Origin of the sequence: Mycolicibacterium aichiense (assembly GCF_010726245.1) — a bacterium.
GTDB classification, from domain to species: domain Bacteria; phylum Actinomycetota; class Actinomycetes; order Mycobacteriales; family Mycobacteriaceae; genus Mycobacterium; species Mycobacterium aichiense.
In genome coordinates this window covers 5,552,891-5,578,730 of record NZ_AP022561.1, presented here as the reverse complement: position 1 = coordinate 5,578,730, position 25,840 = coordinate 5,552,891, and the positions used below count along the sequence as shown (strand labels likewise).

The 25,840-nt window shown below is 67.1% G+C and carries 20 protein-coding genes; 12 read left to right on the top strand and 8 right to left on the bottom strand.

Annotated features, from left to right (window positions below):
- The first annotated feature begins 35 nt into the window (after nt 1-35).
- From G6N32_RS26690 to G6N32_RS26675, 4 genes are all read left to right on the top strand, one after another.
- Complete coding sequence (locus G6N32_RS26690; RefSeq protein WP_115318154.1) at nt 36-584, top strand: hemophore; 549 nt, start codon at nt 36-38, stop codon at nt 582-584.
- Nucleotides 585-750: 166 nt separating this feature from the next.
- Nucleotides 751-1,122, top strand: coding sequence for a heme-binding protein (locus G6N32_RS26685; RefSeq protein WP_083117495.1), 372 nt, complete (start codon nt 751-753; stop codon nt 1,120-1,122).
- A 57-nt stretch (nt 1,123-1,179) separates the two neighbouring features.
- The gene (locus G6N32_RS26680; protein WP_170310646.1) at nt 1,180-1,848 is read left to right on the top strand and encodes a response regulator transcription factor; all 669 of its coding nucleotides are present in this window, start codon (nt 1,180-1,182) and stop codon (nt 1,846-1,848) included.
- Between the two features lie 7 nt (nt 1,849-1,855).
- Entirely contained in the window at nt 1,856-3,184 is a 1,329-nt protein-coding gene (locus G6N32_RS26675; protein WP_115318155.1) for a HAMP domain-containing sensor histidine kinase, read from the top strand.
- On the opposite strand, the gene G6N32_RS26670 is transcribed toward G6N32_RS26675, so the two are convergent.
- On the bottom strand, nt 3,181-3,558 hold the full coding sequence (locus G6N32_RS26670; protein WP_115318156.1) for a DUF3054 domain-containing protein: 378 nt from the start codon (nt 3,556-3,558) through the stop codon (nt 3,181-3,183). The two genes, G6N32_RS26675 and G6N32_RS26670, sit on opposite strands and share 4 nt — an antisense overlap.
- A gap of 27 nt (nt 3,559-3,585) precedes the next feature.
- Nucleotides 3,586-4,761 (bottom strand): lysylphosphatidylglycerol synthase transmembrane domain-containing protein, encoded by a 1,176-nt coding sequence (locus G6N32_RS26665; RefSeq protein ID WP_172507229.1) that lies wholly within the window; start codon nt 4,759-4,761, stop codon nt 3,586-3,588.
- 182 nt (nt 4,762-4,943) lie between these two features.
- Here G6N32_RS26665 and G6N32_RS26660 point away from each other — a divergent pair, with 182 nt between their 5' ends.
- On the top strand, nt 4,944-6,098 hold the full coding sequence (locus tag G6N32_RS26660; RefSeq protein ID WP_115318157.1) for an AI-2E family transporter: 1,155 nt from the start codon (nt 4,944-4,946) through the stop codon (nt 6,096-6,098).
- A 66-nt stretch (nt 6,099-6,164) separates the two neighbouring features.
- Here the strand turns inward: G6N32_RS26660 and G6N32_RS26655 are convergent, their stop codons facing one another.
- The 4 genes from G6N32_RS26655 to trmB form a co-directional block, all read right to left on the bottom strand.
- Nucleotides 6,165-9,716 carry a cadherin-like domain-containing protein gene (locus G6N32_RS26655; protein WP_163789476.1) on the bottom strand — a complete coding sequence of 1,184 codons (3,552 nt, stop codon included), beginning with the start codon at nt 9,714-9,716 and terminating at the stop codon, nt 6,165-6,167.
- Between the two features lie 483 nt (nt 9,717-10,199).
- The gene (gene mmpL3, locus G6N32_RS26650) at nt 10,200-13,277 is read right to left on the bottom strand and encodes a trehalose monomycolate exporter MmpL3 (RefSeq protein ID WP_115318159.1); all 3,078 of its coding nucleotides are present in this window, start codon (nt 13,275-13,277) and stop codon (nt 10,200-10,202) included.
- A 49-nt stretch (nt 13,278-13,326) separates the two neighbouring features.
- Nucleotides 13,327-14,016 (bottom strand): NYN domain-containing protein, encoded by a 690-nt coding sequence (locus G6N32_RS26645; protein ID WP_115318160.1) that lies wholly within the window; start codon nt 14,014-14,016, stop codon nt 13,327-13,329.
- Nucleotides 14,013-14,771, bottom strand: coding sequence for a tRNA (guanosine(46)-N7)-methyltransferase TrmB (gene trmB / locus G6N32_RS26640; protein ID WP_115318161.1), 759 nt, complete (start codon nt 14,769-14,771; stop codon nt 14,013-14,015). Before trmB ends, G6N32_RS26645 begins: the two co-directional genes overlap by 4 nt.
- Before the next feature lie 93 nt (nt 14,772-14,864).
- Here trmB and G6N32_RS26635 point away from each other — a divergent pair, with 93 nt between their 5' ends.
- The 6 genes from G6N32_RS26635 to G6N32_RS26610 all read left to right on the top strand — a co-directional run bounded on the left by G6N32_RS26635 (nt 14,865) and on the right by G6N32_RS26610 (nt 22,651).
- Nucleotides 14,865-15,764, top strand: coding sequence for a hypothetical protein (locus G6N32_RS26635; RefSeq protein ID WP_115318162.1), 900 nt, complete (start codon nt 14,865-14,867; stop codon nt 15,762-15,764).
- Entirely contained in the window at nt 15,761-17,218 is a 1,458-nt protein-coding gene (locus G6N32_RS26630) for a hypothetical protein (RefSeq protein ID WP_115318163.1), read from the top strand. The genes G6N32_RS26635 and G6N32_RS26630 overlap by 4 nt, the downstream gene beginning before the upstream one ends.
- Nucleotides 17,219-17,347: 129 nt before the next feature.
- Entirely contained in the window at nt 17,348-19,174 is a 1,827-nt protein-coding gene (locus G6N32_RS26625) for a phosphoenolpyruvate carboxykinase (GTP) (RefSeq protein WP_115318164.1), read from the top strand.
- Between the two features lie 48 nt (nt 19,175-19,222).
- Nucleotides 19,223-20,128 carry a DUF4436 domain-containing protein gene (locus tag G6N32_RS26620; RefSeq protein ID WP_115318165.1) on the top strand — a complete coding sequence of 302 codons (906 nt, stop codon included), beginning with the start codon at nt 19,223-19,225 and terminating at the stop codon, nt 20,126-20,128.
- A gap of 51 nt (nt 20,129-20,179) precedes the next feature.
- Nucleotides 20,180-21,712 (top strand): fatty-acid--CoA ligase FadD4, encoded by a 1,533-nt coding sequence (gene fadD4 / locus G6N32_RS26615; RefSeq protein ID WP_115318166.1) that lies wholly within the window; start codon nt 20,180-20,182, stop codon nt 21,710-21,712.
- The gene (locus G6N32_RS26610; protein WP_115318167.1) at nt 21,713-22,651 is read left to right on the top strand and encodes an enoyl-CoA hydratase/isomerase family protein; all 939 of its coding nucleotides are present in this window, start codon (nt 21,713-21,715) and stop codon (nt 22,649-22,651) included.
- Here the strand turns inward: G6N32_RS26610 and G6N32_RS26605 are convergent.
- Together G6N32_RS26605 and G6N32_RS26600 are read right to left on the bottom strand one after the other, a co-directional pair.
- Nucleotides 22,648-23,367, bottom strand: coding sequence for a GntR family transcriptional regulator (locus G6N32_RS26605; protein WP_115318168.1), 720 nt, complete (start codon nt 23,365-23,367; stop codon nt 22,648-22,650). The genes G6N32_RS26610 and G6N32_RS26605 overlap by 4 nt on opposite strands.
- A 6-nt stretch (nt 23,368-23,373) precedes the next feature.
- Nucleotides 23,374-24,531, bottom strand: coding sequence for an acyl-CoA dehydrogenase family protein (locus G6N32_RS26600; RefSeq protein ID WP_115318169.1), 1,158 nt, complete (start codon nt 24,529-24,531; stop codon nt 23,374-23,376).
- A gap of 168 nt (nt 24,532-24,699) precedes the next feature.
- Between G6N32_RS26600 and G6N32_RS26595 the strand changes: the two genes are divergently transcribed.
- Nucleotides 24,700-25,620, top strand: a complete 921-nt coding sequence (locus G6N32_RS26595; RefSeq protein ID WP_232077838.1) for a hotdog family protein — start codon at nt 24,700-24,702, stop codon at nt 25,618-25,620.
- Nucleotides 25,621-25,840: the final 220 nt, after the last annotated feature.

Below are 25,840 nucleotides of genomic sequence, written 5' to 3'. Positions count from 1 at the left end.
CGTCATTCAAACGTCAGCGAAGTCGAGGAGTCCCCATGTCTGCGTCCACCGTCTCCGCGACCGCCGGCCTGCGCCGCGGGTTGTGTGCTGTGCTGGCCGCCACCACGGCCGGCGGCGCCGCGCTGCTGGCGCTGTCGACATCGGTGTCGATGTCGGAGGCGACCGCCGCACCCGACCCGTGCGCGGCCAGTCAGCTCGCCAAGACAGTCGGCACCGTGGCCACCAACACCGGCACCTATCTGGACGCGCACCCGCAGACCAATCAGGCGCTGACGACGATCTCCCAGCAGCAGGCCGGTCCGCAGACCGTGGTGGCGTTGAAGAGTTACTTCGACGCCAACCCGCAAGCCGCCAAGGACCTGCAGGCCATTCAGCAGCCGCTGACGAGTATGTCCACGCAGTGCAAGTTGCCGGTGAGCCTGCCGCAGCTGCTCGGCCTGATGCAGTCGGCTCAGAGCGGCGGCCTGCCCGCAACGGCGCCGGGCCTGCTGACCGCTACGACACCGGCGCAACAACTCTCCGGCAGCCAGGCGCCCCTGGGCAACGGCCCGTTGCCGGGCCCGGCCACGATCGGTACTCGCTGAATCGGCACGCTCGGCGCTCGCTCAGAATTGCCCCTGAGCAGCGATATCGGAACATTCTTACGATTGGTTAAGCTCAAGGCGCGAAAGTCTGCAGCAATTCTGCTTAGCTTTCTTCTGTCAGTACCGGTTACTGGCAGTGCTTCTCCCAACGCTAAGGAGTCCGAGCATGTTGCTTAATGCCCGTCTGGCCCGTCGCGCGGTCGTCGGAGCGATCGGCACGGGCGCCGTCGCCGGCGCGATGCTGATTGGCGCAGCCCCGTCGGCGCTGGCCGATCCGCCGCCGAACTGCACCGCCGCCGACCTCGCCGGTGTGGCCGCGGGTGTGTCCGCGGCGACGTCGGCCTACCTGTTCACGCACCCGGACGTCAACGCGTTCTTCACCGGTCTGGAGGGTGCGCCGCGCGACACCATCCGGTCCGAGGTGAAGCAGTACCTGGACTACAACCCTTCGGTGAAGGCCGACCTGCAGGGCATCCGCCAGCCGCTGGTCGATCTGAAGAACCGCTGCGGTAACGCTCCTGACGTTCCTGGCGCCTAACCCGCGGTGCGGGTAGGACAACAGCCCGCCCAGGAAGGCGCTGGCCGCACCGTCCTGATGGTCGACGACGACCCGGACGTCCGGACTTCGGTTGCCCGCGGTTTGCGGCACTCGGGTTTCGACGTCCGGGTCGCGGCGACCGGCAAGGAAGCGTTGCGGCTGTTGGCGAACGAGAATCACGACGCGTTGGTGCTCGATGTCCAGATGCCGGAGCTCGACGGTGTGGCGGTGGTGACCGCACTGCGGGCACTGGGCAACGACATTCCGATCTGCGTGCTGTCGGCACGCGACACCGTCAACGACCGGATCGCCGGCCTGGAGGCGGGCGCCGACGACTATCTGACCAAGCCGTTCGATCTGGGCGAGCTGGTGGCCAGATTGCATGCGCTGCTGAGGCGGGCGTCGCATTCACACGAGGGTTCCGACGCCGTCACGATCGGACCACTGACCATCGACACCGCCCGACGGCTGGTGTTCGTCAACGGCGACCGGGTCGAGCTGACCAAACGCGAGTTCGACCTCTTGGCCGTACTCGCCGAGAACTCGGGTGTGGTGCTGTCCCGGCAGCGGCTCCTGGAGCTGGTGTGGGGTTACGACTTCGACGTCGACACCAACGTCGCCGACGTGTTCATCAGTTATCTGCGGCGCAAGCTCGAACGCGAAGGTGTGCCGCGGGTGATCCACACGGTGCGCGGCATCGGGTACGTCCTGCGGTCGGAGCCGTGATCCGGTCGTGAGTTCACTGGGCCAGAGCCTGTCCCTGCGCAGCCGGGTCGCCTTGGCCGCCGCGGTGGCCGCCGCGATCGTGGTCGCGCTGCTGGCGGCGCTGACGTCGGTCGTGCTGGCCAACAACGATGAGGCGCAGCTGGATAAGCGCCTGGACTCGATCGTCGACGCCAGCATGTATCCCGAACAGCTGCGTGATCCCAGCCGGGTGGTGACGACCGGACGATCACGGTCCACCGGTCAGGTCATGTTCCAGCGCGGGTTCCAGTTGCCGCCGCTTCCGCCGGGGACCACGACGGTCACCGTCAACAACTTCGACTACCGGGTGCGGACGGTGAACGTCGACCAGTCCGGCGGGATTCTGGTCTCGATCGGTATCCGCGCCGACAGTATCCTGCTGAGCCGCGCCAGGATTCCGCTCTATGTGTTGATCGTCTGCCTCGCGGTGATGGTCGCGCTGGCGCTGGGCTGGATCCTGGCCGGGCCGGCGATCCGGCCGCTGCTGAAACTCACCGAGCAGACCAGGCGGTTGGGGACCGGCCACGATCGCCTCGATCCGGTGCACGGCTCCCGGGAGGCCGAGGACCTGTCCGAGGCGATGATCGCGATGCTCAACCGGTTGGCGGATGCCCAGGCGGCGACCACGAATTCGCTTCAGGCGGCGCAGGATTTCGCGGCCAACGCCGCTCACGAACTGCGCACCCCGCTGACCGCGATGCGCGCCGATCTGGACACTCTGCGCATCCACGACCTGCCGCCGGAGGAGCGCGACGAGGTGGTCGCCGACCTGGCGCGCGCGCAGCGGCGGGTGGAGGCCATCATCACCGCGCTGGGGCAGTTGGCGTCGGGGCAGCTGGCCCGCGCCGAGGACCGCGAGCCGATCGATGTCGCGGAGATGCTCGATCGGGTTGCGCGGGAGAACATCCGGTCCGGGGTGGGGGAGATCATCGTGGAGGCCGACGAGGCCGGCACGGTGTGGGGCTGGCCGGCCGGGCTGCGGTTGGCCGTGGACAACCTGGTGCGCAATGCGATCACCCACGGGGAAGCAACCCGCATCGTGCTGCGGGCCCGCCGTCAGGGCCCGCTGCTGGCTATCACCGTCGACGACAACGGCCGCGGCCTGCCTGCCGAAGAGCATCGAAAAGTGTTGGGCCGCTTCGCTCGTGGCAGCACCGCCACCGCCGGCGGCTCAGGTCTCGGCTTGGCGTTGGTGGCTCAGCAGGCCGCGCTGCACGGCGGCGACATCGAACTCTCCGACGGCCCGCTCGGCGGCTTGCGCGCTGTCTTGACGGTCTCGACCGCCCCGGAACCCGTCGCCCCGGCGGGGCAGTCCTAGCCGCTGCGTTTGGCGACGACGGCGGCGATGCCGCGCCAGCCCAACAGCAGCACCGCCGTCACTACCGACGCGACGATGATGAAGCTCACCGCAACGCCCTGAGAACTGGCCTTGCGCAACACCATTCCCACCACGACGGTCGAAAGCCAGACGATCAGGCCGGTCGGCGCGATCGCGGTCGGTGCCCGCCAGGCCCGGGAGATCAGCCAACCGGCCAGGGTGCCGGACAGAAACGGCCATGCCGTCTCGGCGATTCCGGCAAGCGTCAGGCCCTCGGCGTGGCTGCGGCGACCGATCGCGCAGAACACCACCACGCAGACGATGTCGCCGGCCAGCGCCAGTACCGCCGGGCGGATGTCCCTACGAACTGCCATGCTCGGATTCAAGCACACGCCCGCCGATCAGGGCCGGGCGTCGTCGTCGGGGTCCGGGCACGGCGGCGGTACCGGGCCCTGCAGCGCGGTGTCGGCAGGGTCGTCGACGGCGGTGCCGTTTTCGGCTTCGGCCGCGGCGATCTCGTCGGCGACGGCGTCCGGGTCCAGGGGGCCTTCGGTGCGGAACAGGAAGAAGAACACCACCCAGCCGATCGTCGAGATGAAGATCCAGCTGACCAGCCGATAGATCAGCATCGCCGAGATGGCTCCGGACAGCGCCATTCCGCTGGAGACCAGTCCGGGCACGAGCACGGCCTCCACGACCAGCAGGCCGCCCGGCATCAGCGGGATCGAGCCGACCGCGCGGGCGGCGGCATAGGCGACGGTCAGACCGGCCAGCGACGGCCGCCCGCCGGTGGCGTAGGCGGCGAACGCCAGGCACGCCACGTCGCACACCCAGTTGAAGAACGACCAGCCGAACGCCACCCCGAGGGTGCGGCGGCTCAAGCTGACCGATTCGAGTTGGTTGAGGGTTTCGCGCCACCGGCGCAAACCGGTGTCGGTGGGCTTGCCGCGTACCGAGTTGACCCAGCCCAGGACTTTGACGCCGATGCCGTCGATGAGTTCGGGCCGGGTCGCCACTGCCTGCGCGAGCAACAGCAGGGCGATGAACCCGCCGAGGGTGAACAGCAGCGAGAACGGATTGTTCTTGGCGCCCAACAGGAATGCGCCGCCGAGACCCAGCAGTGCCAGCCCGACTACCTGCAGCGCACCGGACATCACCAGCTGCCATGACGCGACCACCGGGGAGGCGCCCCACAGCCGCTGCTGCCGGTAGACGAACGTCGCGGAGAGCACGGGACCGCCGGGCATCGTGGTGCTCAGCGCATTGCCTGCGTAGAACGCCGCTTCGGAGCGCCACTGGTGGACGATCACCCCGGCCGAGCGCAGTAGCGTGCGCTGGATCTGGGCGAAGCTGTGCATCGACAGCATGGCCGCGGCCGCCGCCGCCAGCACCCACCAGCCGTTCGCCGAGATCAGGCTCGTCCAGGCTTTGGCCAGTTGATCCCACACCAGGGTGGCCTCGACGACCAGCACGATCAGCGCGACGCCGAGCACCGCCCAGCGGACCCACCAGTACTTCCCGCGCGCCGGGGGGCCGTGATCCTCGCGGGCGGCGTTCACCGACGCGTCGTAGGACACGCAGATCAGGGTAACGCCGTCGACATCCCGCGACGGTGTCCGCCGCGGGATGTCGGACCGGTCTGCCTAGGTGGCCGCAGTCGACGAGCTGTTCGGGGTGACGATCGTCTTGCAATGGGCGCCGAATCGCGTCACACGAAGTTCGGCAAGCATTCGGACCATCTCCCATTACGCTTGGCCGCATGCCGGCCACCCGCGTTTCGGACGACGACTCGGTCGATCCCTTCCTTCGTAAAACCGCAGCGTGGTCTTGGCGTCTGCTGGTCGTCGGGGCGGCCATCGTGGCCTTGCTGTGGGTCGTCAGCCGCCTCGAGGTCATCGTGGTTCCGGTGGCCCTGGCCACCATGCTGGCGGCTCTGCTGCTGCCTGCCGTGGACTGGCTCGACCGTCGCGGAGCTCCGCGGGGCGGGGCGGTGGCCCTGATCCTCCTCGGCGGCTTCGCGATCTTCGGTGGGATTTTGACTTTCGTTGTCAGCCAATTCGTTTCGGGCCTGCCCGGGCTGGTGGAACAGGTCACCTACAGCATCGACGGCTTGCGGCGCTGGCTCGTCGACGGCCCTGCGCACCTGAGTCGCGAACAGATCGACAACGCAGGCAACACGGCCATCAAGGCGCTGCGCGACAACCAGGAGCAGCTGACCACCGGCGCCCTGTCAACAGCGGCCACCCTCACCGAGCTCGTCACCGGCGCACTGCTGGTGCTGTTCACCCTGATCTTCCTGCTGCACGGCGGCCGCAACATCTACAGCTTCGTCACCAAGATCATTCCGTCGCACGCCCGCGAGCGGGTGCGGGACGCAGGCCGGGCCGGCTTCGGCTCGCTGATCGGCTACGTGCGGGCCACCGCGCTCGTCGCACTCGTGGACGCCGTCGGTATCGGCACCGGCCTGGCGATCATGGGCATCCCGCTGGCGCTGCCCCTGGCCTCCTTGGTCTTCCTCGGTGCGTTCATCCCCTTGGTGGGCGCCGTGGTCACCGGATTCCTCGCGGTGGTGGTCGCGCTGCTGGCCAAAGGTGTCGTCTACGCGGCGATCACGCTGGGGCTGATCATCGCGGTGCAGCAGCTGGAGGCGCACATTCTGCAGCCGCTGGTGATGGGCCGGGCGGTGTCCATCCACCCGCTGGCGATCGTGCTCGCCATCTCGGCCGGTGCCGTGCTGGCCGGCATCGTCGGCGCGCTGCTCTCGGTGCCGTTGGTGGCATTCCTCAACAGCGCCATTCGGGTTCTGGTGGCCGACGATCCAGCCGAGGAAGCCGCCGCGCTCGAGGAGAACGATGACGGCATCATCCTCAACGCCGAGCCCGACGTCGTCCCGCCGAAGCGCGAGAAGGACTAGCGCGGGCGTCGAGTCAGACCCAGAGCGACATCTGGTCTGACTTGTCCGCGCTGAGTTCTGTATGGATTACAACCGGCTGGCGGGGCTTGGCGCGTCGACACCGATCGCCCACACCCCTGAAGTCGTAGTCACGTACGTGGTATCCCCGAGAGTGAAGATCGGATCCATATAGAACGGTGCCAGCCCGGGGAACGGCTCTACCAGCGCCGGGCCGTCGGCCGTCATCGCCACGAGGTAGGTCGTGACGTCGTCGACGTCGTCGACGTCATCGGGGTACGAGGTGAACACGCTGTAGGTGGCGTCGCCGATGACGAACGGACTGAGCGAGTAGTTATAGCCTCTTACCGGCTCGTTGAGTTGCATCGCGCTATGGGGTGTCAGCGCCACGATGTAGGTCTTGGTGGTATCGGTTCCGATGCCGGATTCGTCCGGAAACACCGTCGACACTAGGTATGTGGTGTCGCCGACGACGATCGCTGGTTCACCGTATTGCACGGGATAGTCCACCGACGACGGACCTTCGGGTGTCAACGCAGTGACGTAAACGTGATTCGTGGAGTGGCTGCCCTCGCCCGTTGCCTCCCATCCGTCCGTCTTCACATAGGTGAGATCACCCGCGACAATGAGCGGTTCATACGCCAATGTGCCGGAGACGGTATAGGCGAGCTGCAAGACGCCCTGGGGATTTAATGCGGTGAAATGGGTTTGGGCCGAATCGTATTGGCCTGTCTGAGTTACCAAATAGGTGGTGTCGCCGACCACGATCGGGACGCTGACCGGATGTCCTGGCAATGTGCCTGGCACCGCGGTGAGTCCGCCGGGCTGTACCTTCACAAGTGAGGTTTGGTGACCGCCGGCGGAATCGGGAGTTTCCACCATCAGATATGTGGTGTCGCCGACGACGATCATGTCGAACTCGCTGTGGGAATTCACCCGTCCCGATGTCGGGGCGCCGATCGGTGTGACGCCGCTGGCCGTGACCGATACCAACTGCAGCCGGTAGCCGTCAGGCGAATCATCGGTCTCCATCACGAGATACGTGGTGTCTCCGATCGTGATCGGAGCGATGCCCGGGTACCCGTCCACCGGGTCACCCCATCGGGTCAGTCCTTCGGGCTGCACCGCGGTCAGGAAGGTCCTGGTGTAGGCGTAGGTCCCGTCGGAGTTCCAGTAGTACCTCGCTGTCGTGATCAGGTATGAGGTTTCGCCGACCACCACGACGGTCGGGTTTCCGCTCACGGTGCCGAGGATGGCGGGGCCAAGTGGCGCCACACCGTCCGGCAGTAAAGCGGTCAGGTGGGTCTCGTATCCGACCGAGGAGTTCCAGGTTTCCGTCACCAGGTAGGTGGTGTCACCGACAACGATTGGGCGCATCGCCCACCGGTATCCCGGGATCGGATCACCGATCACCGTGACCCCGCCCGGCGTCGGTGCCAGCGTCGTCACCACGGACTGCCACGTCGCGGCCACACCGGAGTCGCCGATGTGCGAGATGAAGTACGTGGTGTCGCCGACCACGATCGGATCCCCGCTCAGCACACCGGGAATCGATCCCACGGGTGTGGCGCCGGCAGACGTCAACGCCACCGCCTGGGTCACATTGCCCGACTGCGTGGGGACGAGCAGATACGTGGTGTCGCCGATATTGATCGGACCGCCCCAGGACCAGCCGGGGATCGTCACGGTGGGCGTCCCACCGTCAGGGCCCAATGCCGTGACGTTGGTGTCGTAGCCCGTGTCGTACTTGCCCGACTGCGTCACAATGTAGGTGATGTCGCCCTTGACGATTGAATAACCGCTGGAGTCTTCGTAGAACTCCCCGGGTATCGACGTCGTCGCTGTCATGACGTTGGGTCCCACCGTGGTCAGGTGGGTTTGGTAGCCGGTGTCGTACGTGCCGGCATGAGTCACCAAGTAAGTGGTGCCGCCGACGACGAGCGTGCGGTCGTTGAACGTGCCGGGTATCTCGGTCGTCGAGGTGACGCCGCCGGGTCCCAGCGCGGTTAGGTGGCTTTGGTCGCCGGATTCGTAAGTGCCGGTCTGAGTCACCAGGTAGGTGGTGTCGCCGATGATGAGCTTGTGGTCGTTGAACGTGCCGGGTATCTCGGTCGTCGAGGTGACGCCGCCGGGTCCCAGCGCGGTTAGGTTGGTCTGGTAGCCGGATTCGTAGGTGCCGGCCTGAGTCACCAGGTAGGTCGTGCCGGCAACCGTCAGCGGTTGTCTGAAGTCGCCAGGAATCGGCTCACCGAGAGGAGTCAGGCCGTCTGACCCCAATATCGAGAGGTAAGTCTGGAAGCTGGATTCGTCGCCACCTGTCTGCGACACCACAAAGGTGGTGTCACCGACGGCGAACGCCTCGCGCACCAGACCGGATACTGGACTGGCGCCGGACGGGATGCTTGACGTGCCGTCGGCGTGGATGACTGCGGCCAGGTAGGAGACGCTCTGATCGTCGGGGGCGTCGATGAGGTTCCCGCGATAACCAAAGATGTAGGCGTTACCGGTGCGGGAATCGACGAATGACAGCACCGGCATCGTGCCGGGCGGCAACGAAAGCGCGGCACGGTCGGCCCCGGCGATGTGTTCGGTCACCACGATCGGTGCCGTAGTGGCTATACCGTCGGTGGCGGTGGCCGAGAATGAAAGCTTCACTGCCGCAGGAGAAGTCGGCCCAAGAGTACCGGCGAGGACGCGGGTGCGTGGATTCGGGGTGAAGGTCCACTCGCCGGTTTGTTCATTGAGCTCGAAGCTGCCCAGGGCCGGATCCGGTGCGCCGACCACGTGATAGGTGAAGGGCTTGTCGTGGGTGACGTTGAAGTGCCCGCTGATCGTTCCGGTCGCGGGGTCGGTTACGTCGATCGTGTACGGATGTTGCTGGTCGACGACGGGTGGGGGAGCGACGTACTTGACCGCGATGGAGGCGGTTGCAACTGCGGTGCCGCCGTTGCCGTCCGAGGCGATGTAACTGAAACTGTCTGTGCCGTAGTAGTTTTCATCCGGCGTGTAAGTGAACGATCCGTTGCTGTTCAGGGTGAGGCTGCCATGACTGGGGCCATCGTCGACCGTGGCGGTCAGGGTGTCACCGTCGGCGTCGGTGTCGTTGGTCAACACATTGCCGGTGAGCTGCGTGTCCTGGTCGATGCTGTAGCTGTCGTCGACGGGGCGAGGAGCGCGATTGCCCGGCACCGTTGACCGGTAGATCGTCGCCGCCACAGGCGCCCCGATCACCGGAATCATCCCGACCACGTCGAGGGCCATGTCGCCGATTTCGTCGCGCATATCCACGGCATCGCCGCGGAGCGCCGCTTTGGTGAAGTCGACGAAATCCGATACCAGGCTTATCCCATTGACGAGTGTGCCGACGCCCGGAACCCAGCCGACCGACATGTTGATTTCGGCGACAGTCTTTTCGCGACTGATTTCGGCGGGTGGGTTGGCGACGGGCGCAGAGATCGCGGCCGCCGTTTTCTCGGGTGCCCTCGTTTTGTCGGGCGATGCCGCGGTGTCGCGGCGGGTGGTGGCCGTTAGCTCCGCCGCCAGCACCTCGGCATTTGGGGCGCCCGGGGTTTGGTCGCCTGACGGTTTGGTCGCGACGGTGACGGGCCGCTTGGACTTCACGGAGCCGAGCACGTTGGACGCACGCGACGGTTGCACACGAGCACTGACCCCGGTCTTCGATGATCCCGTGCGTGACGTCTTGGTGGTCGCCTTCGGTCCGGGTGATGATGCCGCCGAGGCTCGGTCAGCCGGGGAGCCGCCCGGGGCGGCAGCCGAGTCACCGTCGGCGTGCGCAATTCCGGTAGCGCCGGCTAGGCCCGCACCGATTCCCACGGCGATCGCTCCAGCACCCAGCCACTGGAAGGGGATCAACCGACGGTTGTTCTGACGTGGTGCGCGTGCGCGCTTGTGTGACTGCTGTCCCGACACGGACTCCCCCGAGCTGCCTGTGAGATGACTGGAAGTTACTTGTGAAAAAGCTCCAGCACTATATATAACAGGCAACTACGCGCGACGTGGGCGCACACAGCAAATAGATTTCGGCGCGTGCCGGAACAGGGAGCGACGTTCGCGCCGACTCGTCGCTCCCAGTCCCGGATGGACTTACAGCCGCCCTTCGCGGCGCAGCAGGTCCGCCGCGCTCACCCCGCCGGCCCCGCCGCCACGACGCGGGCGGTCCTCGCCCTCTTTCTTGCCGCGCGCGTTCAGCTTCTCGGTCGCGACCTCGGAGTCGCCCTGCTCGGGCCGGCTGACCGGGATGGCGCGAGTCTCCTCGGCGCTGAGCGAGGGCGAGACGTCGTCGTTCTGCTCGCGCTGGGCCGGGATCGCTGTCGTCGCGTCCTCCGGAGCCGACATCGCCTGAGTCGGTTGTGCCGACGGCTGCTGCGGCGGGGGAGTCGGCGCACCGGGCTGCATCGACCCCCGGTCGCTTCGCTCCTGCCCGCCGGATCCCCGCAGCTCACCCAGCCACGACTCGATCTCCCGATCCGGGGCAGGCGGCGTGGGCGGGCGGTTGGTCCTGGCCGCCGAAGCAGCCGAGTTCACCGCGTTCTTGACGGCGTTCTTGGCTACCGAGAACCGCGTGGTGGGTGCGTCGGTGATTCCCCGGTCGCTGCGCTCCTGCCCGCCGGCGGTGATTCCCCGGTCGCTGCGCTCCTGCCCGCCGGCGGTGATCTCGCTGCGGGCTTCGACCGGATCGGGCATCCGCGCGGTTCCGGCGGCCGACGGGGCCTCCTGCGGCGGCGGCGGGTTGCGGTATTCGGCGCGGCCCACCACACGCGGCATCGCGCGGCCCTCGACGGGGTGGGTCGGGTCGTGCGCCGGGCGTCGGGCCCCGGCTGCCGACACCGGCGCCCCCGCACCCACCAGGGCGGGGTCCGGGTCCCGCATGACCGGCCGCTTGCGCTCGTCGGTCAGGTGGGTCTCACCGAGGCCGATCTTGACCTGCAGGCGCTTCATCCAGCGCGGCGCCCACCAGCAGTCGTCGCCGAGCAGCTTCATGATGGCCGGCACCAGGAACATCCGGATTACGGTGGCGTCCAGCAGCAAAGCGATCAGCAGACCGAAGGCCAGATACTTCATCACGACCAGGTCGGAGAACGCGAACGCGGCGACCACCACGGCGAGTACCAGGGCGGCACCGGTGATGAGCCGGCCGGTGGTGGCCGTGCCGATCCGGATGGCCTCCGCGGTGGACAGGCCGCGCTCGCGGGCCTCCACCATCCGGGAGACCAGGAAAACCTCGTAGTCCGTGGACAGACCCCAGATCACCGCGATGATCAGACCGATCATCGGGGCGAACAAGGGCTGTGGCGTGTAGTTCAACAGCCCCGAACCGTGTCCGCCCTCGACGAACATCCAGGTCAGAATGCCCATCGTGGAGCCCAGCGTCAGTGCGCTCATCAATGCGGCCTTGATGGGAAGCACCACCGAGCCGAACGCCAGGAACATCAAGACTGTGGTGGTGAGTACCAGGATCAGCACCATCAGCGGCAGCTTGTCGAACAGCGTCAAAATACTGTCCTGTGCCAGCGCCTGGGTACCGCCGACCAGGACCGTAGTGCCCCTGGGTGGGGTCAGCGCGCGTAGCTGCTGGATTTTCTGCGGTGCGGTACTGCTGTCTATCAGGCCGTTCTGAATCACCCGCACGGACGGATCCTTCGATCCGCCGTTCTGGGGCGAGCGCTCCTCCCACATCTTTGAGGGGTCGTCGCTGCCGGCGAAGCCGGACACCGTCTGCGCTTCGGCACGGAGATCGTCGAGCTGCTGGTCGGTGACCGGTGAGCCGTCGTTGGTCTTGATGACCAGGGTCAGCGGTTCGGTACGGAAACTGGAGAACTCTTTGTCGAACTGCTCCTGGGCGCTGCGTACCGGGTTGTCCGGCGGCAGGTACTTCTCGCTGAGCCCACCCAACGCCAGCTGCCCCATCGGGATGATGAGCAACGTCATGATGATCACGATGGGCGCGGCAAAAGCGATGGGTCGTTTCATCACCACATTGACCAGGCGGCCCCAGAATCCCTTTTCGACCTCTTCACGGGTCTTCGTCTTCTGGGTTTTCTCAATGAACCAGTCGATGATCCGTCGCGAGAATGGCCAGTTGGCCAAGAACGGCACTCGAAGCAGAGTCCGCACCCCGAGCGCGTCGACGTTGGCGCCCAAGATTCCCAGGACCGCGGGCAGCACTGTGATCGACAGGAAGGCCGCGAGCAGCACCGACGCGATGATCGCGTAGGTAATCGACTTCAGGAAGCCCAGCGGGATCAGCAGAAGCGGTAGCGATGACGCCACGATGATGACCGAGGAGAAGGCCACGGTGCGTCCCGACGTCATCACCGACCGCCGTACCGCCGCTTCGACGTCGTAGCCTTCGGCAAGTTCCTCCCGGAATCTGCTGACCACGAACAATCCATAGTCGATGGCGATGCCGAAGCCCATCATCGTCACGACGGGCTGGGCGAAGAAATGCACCGGTCCGAACTCGGCGGTCAGCCGGAGTATGCCGAGGGCCCCGCCGATCGTGAGGCCACCGATGATGGCGGGCAACGCAGCCGCGACGGCACCGCCGAAGACGAAGAACAGGACCACGGCCACCAACGGGACGATCGCGAGCTCGGCGCGTTGCTGATCGGTGCCGATAGTTCCAGTGAGCTCGCTGGCAAGCGGATTGAGGCCGGCGAGCTGGATAGTGCCGCCGTTGACCTTCTTGAGAGCCGGCTCGATGGTCTGGTAGTTCTTCAGGATCGTGTCGTCGTCGTCGCCCTTGAGCGGGATGCTGATGAAGGTATGACGCAGATCCGCCGTCTTCATCTGATTGACGGTCGGGTCGGTGGTGTCGGGAGCTTTCAGCCAGCCGACCCAGCCCACGATCTGATCGGGGTAGTCCTTGACCACTTGGTCAAGCTCATCGGTGACCTTCTTCTGCCAGGTCTTGTCAGTCACCTTCTCGTCGCCCGGCGGCGTCAGGATGGCGACCACGTGGCTGGTGCGGTCACGGCCGTACACCTCGTCGGCGAGCGTCGAGGCCCGTACCGACTCGCTGCTGTTGTCGTAGAAACCGCTCTGGGTGACATGCTTGCCCAACGAGGCCCCGTATACGGCGCCACCGAGGCATAGTGCGACCATCACCGCGATCACGATGTATCGATATCGATACACAGTTCGACCCCACCAGGCGAACACCTAAGCTCCTAACCAAATCTTCTGCGACCTGCGCATCGGTTTCTCCTACTCAGACGCGCGATGTCAGTAATGAGGACAGCGGCCGGAACGGTTGTAGCCATGCCCCCTGCTCTGGGAGCGAATCTAGGCCGATTCGCGGCAGCGGCTCTCGGAAAACACCAGGAATGTCCTCCAGGTCGACAAACTCCAAGGTATCCGACGCTAACGCCCAGCTGGCATGTTCGCGAAATCCGAGCACGTAGGCGGGGGTGCCCGACTTCGCGATTTCCTCCAGCGGCGCGCGGAACGCCTGCCCGTCGGCCGAGGCGACCAGCACGGCTGCCAGACCCTCGGTGCGACGCAACTCGATGTGGGCCAGCATGTCGGAGTCGACGTCACTGTCCTCGTCGATTTTGGGCTTGGCGAACACCGCGAAACCCACGTTGCGCAGCGCCTCCACCCAGGGGCGAACGACGTCCGCGCTGCCGGGCGCGATGTTGGTGAACACAGTCGCCTCCGGTTCCACCGAGATATCCGGGTGGCCGGCCGACAGTTCGGCGGTGCGGGTCAGGAGCCAGCGGCCCAGGGCGTCGAATCGCGGCCGGTGTGCGGCGGTCGGTCGGCCGCCGAGGATCGAACCCAGGCCCATGTCCAGGTTGGGCGCGTCCCAGACCAGTAGTACCCGCTGAATCGGCGGACCCGCCGGCTGATCGCCGCTGCCCGGCAGCGCGGGTGCCGTCGCGTCTTCGATCACACTCATCGTTGTCTCACCCACAGAAGTTCGGCCACCGCGCTGCCCGCCTCAGCGGCCTTCGTCTCGTATTTGGTCCGCGGGCGTTGCACCGAGATCGGCAGCTCGTCACCCGGCCGCACGCGGCGCAGCAGGGGTTCGGCATCGCCGGCCTCGGCGATCTGCTCGGCGTAGCCCGCGTGGTCGGTGGCGGCGTGCAGCACACCGCCCGGCCGCAGTCGGTCGGCAATCAGCGAGATCGTGTTCGGCTGCAGCAGCCGGCGTTTGTGGTGCCGTGATTTCGGCCACGGGTCCGGGAAGAACACCCGGACCCCGGTCAGCGATCCGGGGGAGAACATGTTCTCCAGGACGTCGACGGCATCGCCGCGGACCAGTCGGATGTTGGTCACGCCTTCGCGCCCGACAGCGCTGAGCAGCTGAGCCAGCCCGCGTTTGTAGACCTCGGCCGCCACCACGTCGATGTCCGGCTCGGCCATCGCCATCGCCAGGGTCGACGTACCGGTTCCGCAGCCGATCTCCAGGACGACGGGTGCCTGCCTGCCGAACCATGCCGCGGTGTCCAGCAGCCCCGCGGGCCTCTGGCCATCACGGGCCATCGTGCCCATTTCCGGCCACAGCCGGTCCCACGCGTCCTGCTGGGATTCGGTCAACGTGGAACGTCGGGAACGGAAGCTGGTGATCCGGGGATAGGGATGCGCCGGCCAGGCATCGGGCGTGGCTGAGCCACCTTGGCGCTGCGCATGCATCCGTCCATGGTCGCTCATGAACAGAGGTGTACCCGCTCCGTGGTGCAGATTGATACCCAACAGTTGCCTTCTCCTGGTAGTGGCTCGCGCCACACGCCCGCTGATGCCAGCATGTCCGATGTGGTGGGGCTGCCGGTGCGGGTCAGGGTGGTCGGCAGGCCAGGGTGCGGCCGGCGCACTGTGACTCGCGTGCTGCGTGGGGCCGGTGTGGCGGTGGTGACATCGACTGCGGCTGCCGACCTGGACGTTCACGTCTTCGCCGAGACCGTGAAGCCGGAGGACCGGCACGCGCTGACCACCTCGCCGAGGCCTGTCGTCGCCGTCCTGAACAAGGCCGACCTGACCGGATTCGGCGGAAGCGGGCCGGTCGCGGCGGCGGCCGAGCGCTGCCGGCTGCTCAGCGAGCGAGTGGGTGTGCCGGTCTATCCGTTGGCCGGGCTGGCGGCGGCGGCCGCTGTGGACGATCGGATCCTGGACGACGAGATGCTCGGCGCGCTGCGGAGACTGACCGTCGACCCGGCCGACCTGGGCTCCACCGACCGGTTCGCGACGGGTCGGCATGCGCTGCCGGACGCGGTGCGCCGGCGACTGCTCGTCGACCTCGACCTGTTCGGTATCGCGCACGCGGTGCTGGCGCTGCGCAATGGTGCGGACCGAACCGCAGTGATCTCGGCGCTGCGCCAGGCGAGCGCACTCGACGGATTGCTCGCCGGGCTCGAGGCGGCCGCGGCACCGGTGCGCTACCGCCGGTTGACCGAGGAGTTCGGCGATTCGGCGGCCGAGGAGGCCGTCGCCGCGAGGATGGCCGCGGCGATCGACGTGGTGCAGGCCGCGGGGATGACCGTGGATGCCGACGTCAGCGCTCAAGCCCACCTGCGGCGCGCCGTTGTCTGGCAGCGGTATTCGGGTGGGCCGGTGTCGCGGCTGCACAGCCGGTGCGGCGCCGACATCGCCCGCGGCTCGCTGCGGCTGTGGGAACGCGCAGGCGGTATCCCGGAAGCGCTGCCGTGACCGACCGCGTCGAGTTGCTGGTATCTCAGATCGACGCGGCCCTGCCGACGCCCGCGATCGTCCGGCGCGACGTGGCGCTGGTGGCCGGTCCGTGGCTGGCCGGGACCAGCAGTGTGGCCACCGCTCTGCGGGAGCGGCTGCCCGAGCACACCGTGGTCGAAGCCGAGGAACTGGCCGCAGGCCACGCACCCGCAGCGGTGGTGTTCGTCGTGTCGGCCACCGCGCCGCTCACCGAGTCGGACTGTGCGCTGCTGGATTCCGTCGCCGCCGACACCGACGCCGTCATCGGCGTGGTGGCCAAGATCGACGTCCATCGCACGTGGCGCGACGTGCTCGACGCCGACCGTGTGCTGCTGGCGCGGCGGGCGCCGCGCTACCGCGACATGCGGTGGGTCGGCACGGCCGCCGCGCCCGATCTGGGGGCTCCCGTGATCGACGACCTCGTCACCGCGTTGCGCGAGCTCCTCACCGACGAAACCCGAGATCGACGAAATCGCCTGCGGGCCATCGAGAATCGGCTGCTCGGAGTGCACCGGCGGTTGGAACTCGACGCCGTGGGCACCGGCCGGGATGCACGGCTGGCTGCCCTGCGGGCCGAGCGCGCCGCGGCGGTGCACCGATACCGGGTGGACAAGTCGCAGAGGTCCATCGCGCTGCGCGCCCAGATTGCGCAGGCCCGCCTTGCGCTGACCTATTTCGCCCGCAACCGGTGCGCGTCGGTGCGGACCGAGTTGCAGGAAGACCTGGCGGGGCTGAGCCGACGCGACCTTGCCCGCTTCCCCGACGAGGTTCGACGCCGCGCCGAGGAGGTGGCCGACGACGTCGCCGCCGGCGTTACCCGGCACCTGGCGGATGTCGGCGAGGAACTGGGTCTGGTGGTCGAGCCGGTGCACTCGCGCCCCGCGGTGGAGGTGGGCGCAGCCCCGTCGCGGGCCCGCGGTGCGGAGACCCGATTGATGCTGCTGCTGGGTGGCGGCTTCGGTTTCGGGGCGGCCTTGACCCTGAGCCGGGTGTTCGCGGACCTGGCACCGCAATGGGCGGTCGGCGGCGCGCTCGGCGGCGCCGTGATCGGGGTTGTCCTGACCGTGTGGGTGGTCGGAGTCCGTGGCCTCTTGCACGACCGAGCCGTCCTCGACCGGTGGGTGGTGCAGGTCGTCGGCCGGCAGTGCACCGCGGTGGAGGAATGGGTGGGCGCCCGCGTGCTGGCGGCCGAGGCGTCACTGGGCGGTGCCGCCGCCGAACGCGACGCCGCGGACCATGCCCGAACCGAGGACACCATCGCCCGCATCGACCGGGAGATCCGCGAACACGCGACCGCCGGTGCTCGCGCGGCCGCGGCCCGGGACCGTCATGTCCCGGTGATCGAGAGTGCGCTGGCGGCCGTGCGAGAAGAACTCGGCGCGATTGATACCGCTAAACAGGCCAATTCGCGGGCTTCTGAATCGTTCCTGTGAGTGATCGGACATAATCCCGATTAACCGCGGGTATCTCACCCGCGTTAACCTACTTTTCAGGGAGGACCGTGTCTCGGCGCGGAATCCGGCCTGCGTCCTGGCCATAAAAGTAAGCAGGAGAATAGAGCGATGACTTCAGCGACCATCCCCGGTCTGGATAACGCACCGACCAAGCATCAGGGCCTGCTCGCTTGGGTCCAAGAAGTCGCCGAACTCACGCAGCCCGACCGGGTGGTCTTCGCCGACGGCTCCGAAGAGGAATACCAGCGGTTGTGCGAGGAATTGGTCGCCGCCGGAACCTTCACGAAACTCAGCGACACCGAGGAGCCCAGCTCCTATCTCGCCCGTTCGGCGCCGTCGGACGTCGCGCGCGTCGAGTCGCGCACCTTCATCTGCTCGCAGCGGGAGATCGACGCCGGCCCCACGAACAACTGGATGGACCCGGCCGAGATGCGCGGCCTCATGACCGACCTGTACCGCGGCTCGATGCGCGGTCGCACCATGTACGTGGTGCCGTTCTGCATGGGTCCGCTCGGTGCTGACGACCCCAAGCTCGGTGTCGAGATCACCGACTCCGAATATGTGGTCGTCTCGATGCGGACGATGACCCGGATGGGCAAGGCCGCGCTGGAGAAGATCGGCGAGGACGGCTTCTTCGTCAAGGCGCTGCATTCACTGGGCGCGCCGCTGGCGCCGGGCGAACAAGACGTGCCGTGGCCGTGCAACGACACCAAGTACATCACCCACTTCCCGGAGACCCGCGAGATCTGGAGCTTCGGCTCGGGTTATGGCGGCAACGCGCTGCTGGGCAAGAAGTGCTACTCGCTGCGCATCGCCTCGGCCATGGCGCATGACGAGGGCTGGCTCGCCGAGCACATGCTGATCCTCAAGCTCATCTCCCCGGAGAACAAGTCGTACTTCGTCGCCGCCGCGTTCCCGTCGGCGTGTGGCAAGACCAACCTCGCGATGCTGCAGCCGACCATCCCCGGGTGGCGCGCCGAGACCGTCGGCGACGACATCGCCTGGATGCGCTTCGGCAAGGACGGCCGGCTGTATGCCACCAACCCGGAGTTCGGTTTCTTCGGCGTCGCGCCGGGCACCAACTGGAGCTCCAACCCCAACGCCATGAAGACCGTCGCGGCAGGCAACACCGTCTTCACCAACGTCGCACTGACCGATGACGGCGGCGTGTGGTGGGAGGGCCTCGAAGGCGACCCCCAGCACTTGATCGACTGGAAGGGCAACGACTGGACGCCCGAGTCCAGTGACAAGGCAGCTCATCCGAACTCGCGCTACTGCACCCCGATGTCGCAATGCCCGACCTTGGCCCCCGAATGGGACGATCCGCAGGGCGTGCCGATCTCGGCGATTCTGTTCGGCGGCCGCCGCAAGACCACGGTGCCGCTGGTGACCCAGGCTCGCGACTGGCAGCACGGCGTCTTCATCGGCGCGACGCTGGGCTCCGAGCAGACCGCCGCCGCCGAGGGCAAGGTCGGCACCGTCCGCCGCGACCCGATGGCGATGCTGCCGTTCCTCGGCTACAACGTCGGCGACTACTTCGCCCACTGGATCAACCTCGGCAAGAACGCCGACGAGTCGAAGATGCCGAAGATCTTCTTCGTCAACTGGTTCCGCCGCGGCGACGACGGCCGCTTCCTGTGGCCGGGCTTCGGCGAGAACAGCCGCGTGATGAAGTGGATCATCGAGCGGGTCGAGGGCAAGGCCAACGGCTCCACCACGCCGATCGGCATCGTGCCGAGCGCCGCCGACCTGGACCTCGAGGGCCTGGACGCCGACCCGGCCGACGTCAACGAGGCGTTGGCGGTCAACGTCCAGGAATGGCGCGACGAGCTGCCGCAGATCGAGGAGTGGTTCTCCTTCGTCGGCGAGAAGCTGCCGACCGGGGTGAAGGATGAGTTCGAGGCGCTCAAGCAGCGCCTTGCCGAAGCCGACTAACAGCCGTTACGGCCTGTTGGGCGCCTGACCCCAGCTAATATCCGTTCGGTGGGGGTCCCGTCGGCCGATGCGCCGGCGCCGGCGCGGAATGCGCCAGCGCCCGCCCAGTCGTGGTGGCGACGGATCGCGACGGTCGCCGTCATTCTCGCCATCTACATCGGATCGGTGGCGGGCTACTTCTGGATCGACAGTTCGGCGCATTCGCTCAAGCCCACCAGCATGGACACCGCCGACGAGACCGTTGTCCTGCTGGAACTGACAGCCATTCATCCACTCGACAATCGGGTGGACGTCGAGGTTCTGGTGATACCGCAGAAGAGCTTCCTGGATCCCGAGTTCGGCAACCTCACCACCGACATGGTGGTGCAGCTGTGCCCGTGCATCGAATTCGGCGAACTGACCTTCCCCAAAGGGCAGGTTCCCAGAGTCGCCAAGACCTCGCTGCTGGCCACCGGCGACGCCGACAGGTGGCCGTTCGACAAGTACGCCACCGAGACCATCGGTGCCGACGTGTACGTCGGCTCGGGGAATTCGAGGCGTTTTGTGCCGGCCCGGGTCGAGGTGAGCGGATCGCTGTACGGCTGGGACGTTCGCAGCGATAGGACGGGGCCGGCCACCCACTCCGGCGGCGCCGACGACAACGCGACCGTCACCTTCTCCCGATCCCGCGGACCGCTGTCCCTGATCTTCGGCATCTGCCTGGTGTTGCTCACGCTGCCCGCGTTGGCGCTGTACGCCGCGATCGAAATGCTCCTCGGCAAGAAGAAATTCCAGCCGCCGTTCTCGACGTGGTTCGCCGCGATGCTCTTCGCGGTCGTCCCGATCCGCAATGTGCTCCCGGGTGACCCGCCGCCGGGATCCTGGATCGACGAGGCGCTGGTCTTCTGGGTGCTGGTGGCGTTGGTCGTGGCGCTGGTGATCTACCTGGTGTCCTGGGCGCGGCACAGCGACTGACAAGCGCACCTAGTTGACGCCTGTCAATTCGGGCTGTCGTACAGTGCTCCCATGCAGATCCGCGAGCATGCGCAGGCCACTCCCGACAAGCCGGCCGTCATCCTGTATCCGTCCGGAAAAACCGTCACGTTCGGCGAGATGGAAGCCCGGGCCAACCAGCTGGCACACCTGTTCCGGCAGGCCGGGCTGCGTGAGGGCGACTCGGTCGCGATCCTCATCGAGAACAACGAGCACTTCCACACCGTGTTGTGGGCGGCGCGGCGTTCCGGGCTCTATTACGTGCCGATCAACACGCATCTGACGGCGGCCGAAGCCGCGTACATCATCGACAACAGTGAGGCCAAGGCCGTCGTCGGCTCGGCCGGGCTGAAGGACACCCTCGCCGGGCTGGCCGCGGAGCTGCCGACGATGCCGCCGCTGCTCATCATCACCGACGGTGAGCTCGAGGGCTGGCGCAGCTACCCGGAATGCGTTGCGGACCAGCCGATTACGCCGATCGATGACGAGATCGAGGGTGACCTGCTGCAGTACTCGTCGGGAACGACCGGGCGGCCCAAGGGAATCAAGCGCGAGCTTCCGCACCTGCCGCCTTCCGAGGTGCCCGGCATGATGGCCGCACTCATCGGATTCTGGATGAACCCCGACGCGGTCTACATCAGCCCCGCCCCGCTGTATCACACCGCGCCGTCGGTGTGGTCGATGCAGACGCTCGCAGCGGGCATCACCACCGTTGTGCTGGAGAAGTTCGACGCGCAGGGCTGCCTGGACGCGATCGCGCGCCACAAGGTCACCCACGGCCAGTTCGTCCCGGTGATGTTCACCCGGATGCTGAAACTGCCTGAGGAAGTGCGCAATTCGTACGACATCTCGAGTCTGCAGCGAGTCATGCACGCCGCAGCGCCCTGCCCGGTCGAGATCAAGAAGCAGATGATCGACTGGTGGGGTCCGATCGTCGACGAGTACTACGCCTCGTCCGAGGCGATCGGGTCCACGTTGATCTTCGCCGAGGACTGGCTCACCCACCCGGGCTCGGTCGGCAAGCCGATGATGGGCGCCCTGCACATCCTCGACGAGGACGGCAACGAGTTGCCGCCCGGTCAGGCGGGGGAGATCTACTTCGAGGGCGGCATGGACTTCGAGTACCTCAATGACGCTGAGAAGACCGCCAAATCGCGCGACAGCCACGGCTGGAAGACGGTCGGCGACATCGGTTATCTGGACGAGGAGGGCTACCTCTACCTCACCGACCGCCGGCACCACATGATCATCTCGGGCGGGGTCAACATCTACCCGCAGGAAGCCGAGAACATGCTCGTCACGCACCCGTTGGTGATGGACGCCGCGGTGTTCGGCGTGCCCGACGAGGAGATGGGCCAAAGCGTCAAGGGTGTGGTCCAGTTGGTCGACGCCTCGAACGCCACGGAGGAATTCGCCGCCGAGTTGCTGGCGTGGTTGCGTGAACGGCTCTCGCACTACAAGTGTCCGCGATCGATCTCCTTCGAGTCCGAGCTGCCGCGCACCGACACCGGCAAGCTGTACAAGCAGGAACTGATCGTCAAGTACTCGCCCGCGCCGACCGGCTAGATGCGTCTCGTCGACCTGTCCGACCCGCCTCCGATCGGGGTCACCGGTGCGCCGGGCGTCGTCGTCGCGGTCGGGGAGCCGTCGACACCCGAGGGCGAATTCTGGCTTGACACAGCCACCTTCGCCCTGGCCGAGCAGGAACAGGACGACCGCCGCTTCGTCGCGGTGGAGTCAGTGAGCGACACCGTGGCTCTGCTGCGTGACCGGTGCCGCCGCTGGCCGCACGCCAGTGCGGTCTGCGACGACGTGCTGCGGTCGGTCGACGTGACCGGCCCCGCGCTCCCCGGCATCATCACCGAGTCACTGGCGTACTCGACGCTGCAGTCCGGGCCGGAATTCGCCCGCTGGCTGGAGTCGCGCGGCCCGGCATCGCTGCCCGACATTGCCGACCCGGTGCTCGCCGAGCGTGACGGCGGCACGCTGCGGATCCGATTCAACCGTCCGCAGCGACATAACGCGTTCAGCACCGACGCCCGGGCCCTGCTGCTGGAGGCGCTGACCGTGGCATTGCTCGACGACACCGTGATCGAGCTGGTGCTCAGTGGCAACGGTGCATCCTTCTGCAGCGGTGGTGATCTCGGCGAGTTCGGCACCTTCGCCGACCCGGCGTCGGCGCACCTGGCACGCACCCGACACAGCCCCGCGTTGGCGCTCGACGAACTGAGTCGCCGCCTCGGCCGGGCCTGCCGGGCCGACATCCACGGCCGCGTTCTGGGCAGCGGACTGGAGATGGCGTCGTTCTGCGGTTGGGTGAGCTGCCACCCGGACGCGGTGCTGGGATTGCCTGAGCTGACATTGGGGCTGATCCCGGGCGCCGGCGGCACCGTGAGCATCACCCGGCGGATCGGGCGTTGGCGCACAGCCTATTTGGTGCTCTCCGGCCGGACCATCGACCCGGCTACCGCACTGGCGTGGGGCCTGGTCGACGAGGTCGCCTAGCTCGAGCGGCGCAGCGTGACCCGGTAGGTGTACTGCTCGGGCAGGAAGTGGCTGACCGACAGCTCCACCGGGGTGCCGGTGGTATCGGAGTACAGCCGGTCCACCCGCAGCATCGGGTGGCCGGGCGCGCAGCCCACGGCGCCTGCGACCAGGTCGTCGGCGGGGGCAACCGTGATCGACTGGGCCGCTTCGGCAATCGGCTGATCCAGGTGCGGTTCGAGGACACCGATCACGGTGTTGGTGCCGACGGCGCCGTCGGCCAGCTCCGGCGAGTCGAACACCCGCCGGGCCATGTGCTCCGGTAAGTGCACCGTGGTCACCACGAACGGAATCTCATCATGGACACGTCGGAACACCACGGTGTACACCACGTCGTGCTCCAGCCGCAGCCGACTGGCCGCCGCCACGTCGACCCGACGCGAAAGTCCCTGCAGCACTTCCATCGTGGTGTCCTCGGACAGGCTCATCAGGTCCTCGATCGAACCGAGCTGCCGAAAATATCCCCGGTTGGCGTACGTCCCCCGACCCGGAACCCGGTACACCACACCGTCGGCCACCAGATCCTGAAACGCGCGGCGGACCGTCTGCCGGGACAGTCCGTGCTCGGCGACCAGCTCCGACTCGGTCGGCAACCGCACACCGTCAGGGTAGGCCCCGGCTGCGATCTCGTCGCGAAGCCGTTGCTGGAGAACCTGATACGCGGGTTCGGGTTTCATGTCCGGTCAGATGCCGCCTCTCGCGACCAGTTGGCCCGCGATCACATTGCGCTGGATCTCGTTGGTGCCCTCACCGACGATCATCAGCGGCGCGTCCCGGAAGTACCGTTCGACGTCGTATTCGGTGGAATAGCCGTAGCCGCCGTGGATGCGGACCGCGTTCAGCGCGATCTCCATCGCCGCCTCGGAGGCGAATAGTTTCGCCATCCCGGCCTCCATATCGCACCGCTCCCCGCTGTCGTAGCGTTCGGCGGCGTAGCGGGTGAGCTGGCGGGCGGCGGTCAGCTTGGTGGCCATATCGGCCAGGTAGTTGCCTATCGCCTGGTGCTTCCAGATCGGCTGGCCGAAGCTCTCGCGATCCTGGGCGTAGGCCAGCGCGTCCTCCAAGGCTGCGGTCGCCACACCGAGGGCACGCGAGGCAACCTGAATGCGGCCGGTCTCAAGGCCTTTCATCATCTGGCTGAATCCGCGCCCGGGCGCACCACCCAGGATCGCCGAGGCCGGCACCCGGCAGTCGTCGAAGGCCAGCTCGCAGGACTCCACCCCTTTGTAGCCGAGCTTGGGCAGGTCTCGTGAGATCGTGAGCCCGGCCGTGGGTGACTCGACGAGCACCACCGAGATGCCCTTGTGGCGCGGCGTGGCCTGCGGATCGGTCTTGCACAACAGTGCGATCAGACCTGACCGGCGGGCGTTGGAGATCCACGTCTTGGCTCCGTTGATCACCAGGTCGTCGCCGTCGGCGCGGGCGATGCACGCCATGTTCTGCAGATCCGAACCGCCGCCAGGCTCGGTCAGCGCCATCGTCGCGCGCACCTCGCCGGTGGCCATCCTCGGTAGGTAGGTCTGCTTCTGCTCCTCGGTGCCGAAGATCTCCAGCAGCTTGGCCACCACCGTGTGCCCGCCCATGGCGCCGGCCAGGCTCATCCAGCCGCGGGCGAGTTCCTGGGTGACCTCGACGTAGCAGGGCATCGACACCGGGTTGCCGCCGTACTGCTCGCTGATCGCCAGGCCGTAGATCCCGATCTGCTTCATCTGCTCGATCCACGCCTCGGGGTAGGTGTTGGCGTGCTCGACCTCGCGGACCGAAGGTTTGACGTCGCGGTCGACGAACGCCCGCACCGTCTCCACCAGCAGGGCCTCTTCGTCGTTGAGTGCAGTGCTCACCTAGTCCGCTCCAAAGATCGTGAAATGTACGGCCATATTGACATGGACTAGACAGAAGCACCAGGATGAGCGACTGTGACTTTGTACGGCCATATTGGCGGAGGCGAGTCGGGCGGACCGTATTTCGACGACCTGGTGGTAGGCCAGGTCTTCGACTGGGCGCCGTCGATGACGCTGACCTCCGGTGCCGCCGCCAGCCATCAGGCCATCGTCGGAGACCGGCTGCGGTTGTCCCTGGACGCCGGGCTGGCATACGCCGTGGTGGGCAGCACCACTGAGCTGGCCCATCCGGCGCTGGTGTGCGACGTCGCGATCGGCCAGAGCACGCTGGCCACCCAGCGGGTCAAGGCCAACCTGTTCTACCGGGGGCTGACGTTCTACCGCTATCCGGTCATCGGCGACACGATCTTCACCCGAACCGAGGTGGTCGGGCTGCGGCAGAACAGCGCCAAGCCCGGGCGGGCGCCGACGGGGCTGGCGGCGCTGCGAATGACCACGATCGATCAGGTCGGCCGGCTGGTCCTCGATTTCTACCGCTGCGCGATGCTCCCGATGAGCCCGGGCGCGCCGGACACCGGGCACGCCGACGACCTGTCGCTGATCGGCGCCGAGCTGCCCGCGCCGCCGCAGCCGACAGCCGACTGGAACGCGGTGGCGTTCCGCGAGCGGGTTCCCGGCCCGCACTTCTACCCCGACATGGCCGGCTCGGTTCTGCGCGGCACCGGCGACGTGGTGAGCTCCGCGCCCGAGTTGACCCGACTGACACTGAATGTCGCTGCTACCCATCACGATTCGCGGGTTGGTGGCCGGCGCCTGGTGTACGGCGGGCACACGATCGGTTTGGCGCTGGCCCAAGCCGGTCAGCTGCTGCCGAATCTCGCGACGGTGCTGGGGTGGGCGTCGTGTGACCACACCGGTCCAGTGCACGAGGGTGACACGCTCTACAGCGACCTGCACATCGAGGCGGCCGATCCGCTGCCCGACGATCGCGGTGGGGTGCTCACTCTGCGCTCGGTGGTCTATGCCGTCGCCGACGAGGGAGACGACCGGCAGGTGCTGGACTGGCGCTTCACCGCCCTGCATTTCTGAGCGACAGGCCTGCCTGAACTAGACCGGTGGTGTCCGCCTCCGAGCGACAAACAAGAGCGCATTCCCGGCGGTCACCTGTCCGCGTCGGCGAGATCGACGCTGGCGTGACGCGCACTCGCACTTGCGCGCGCTCGCGTCGATCTCGATCACCGATAGGGGCCGACCCGACCGTTGGTTGTCGCTCGGAGGCGGGCGACAAACGCAGGACCTCTGCGGAGGC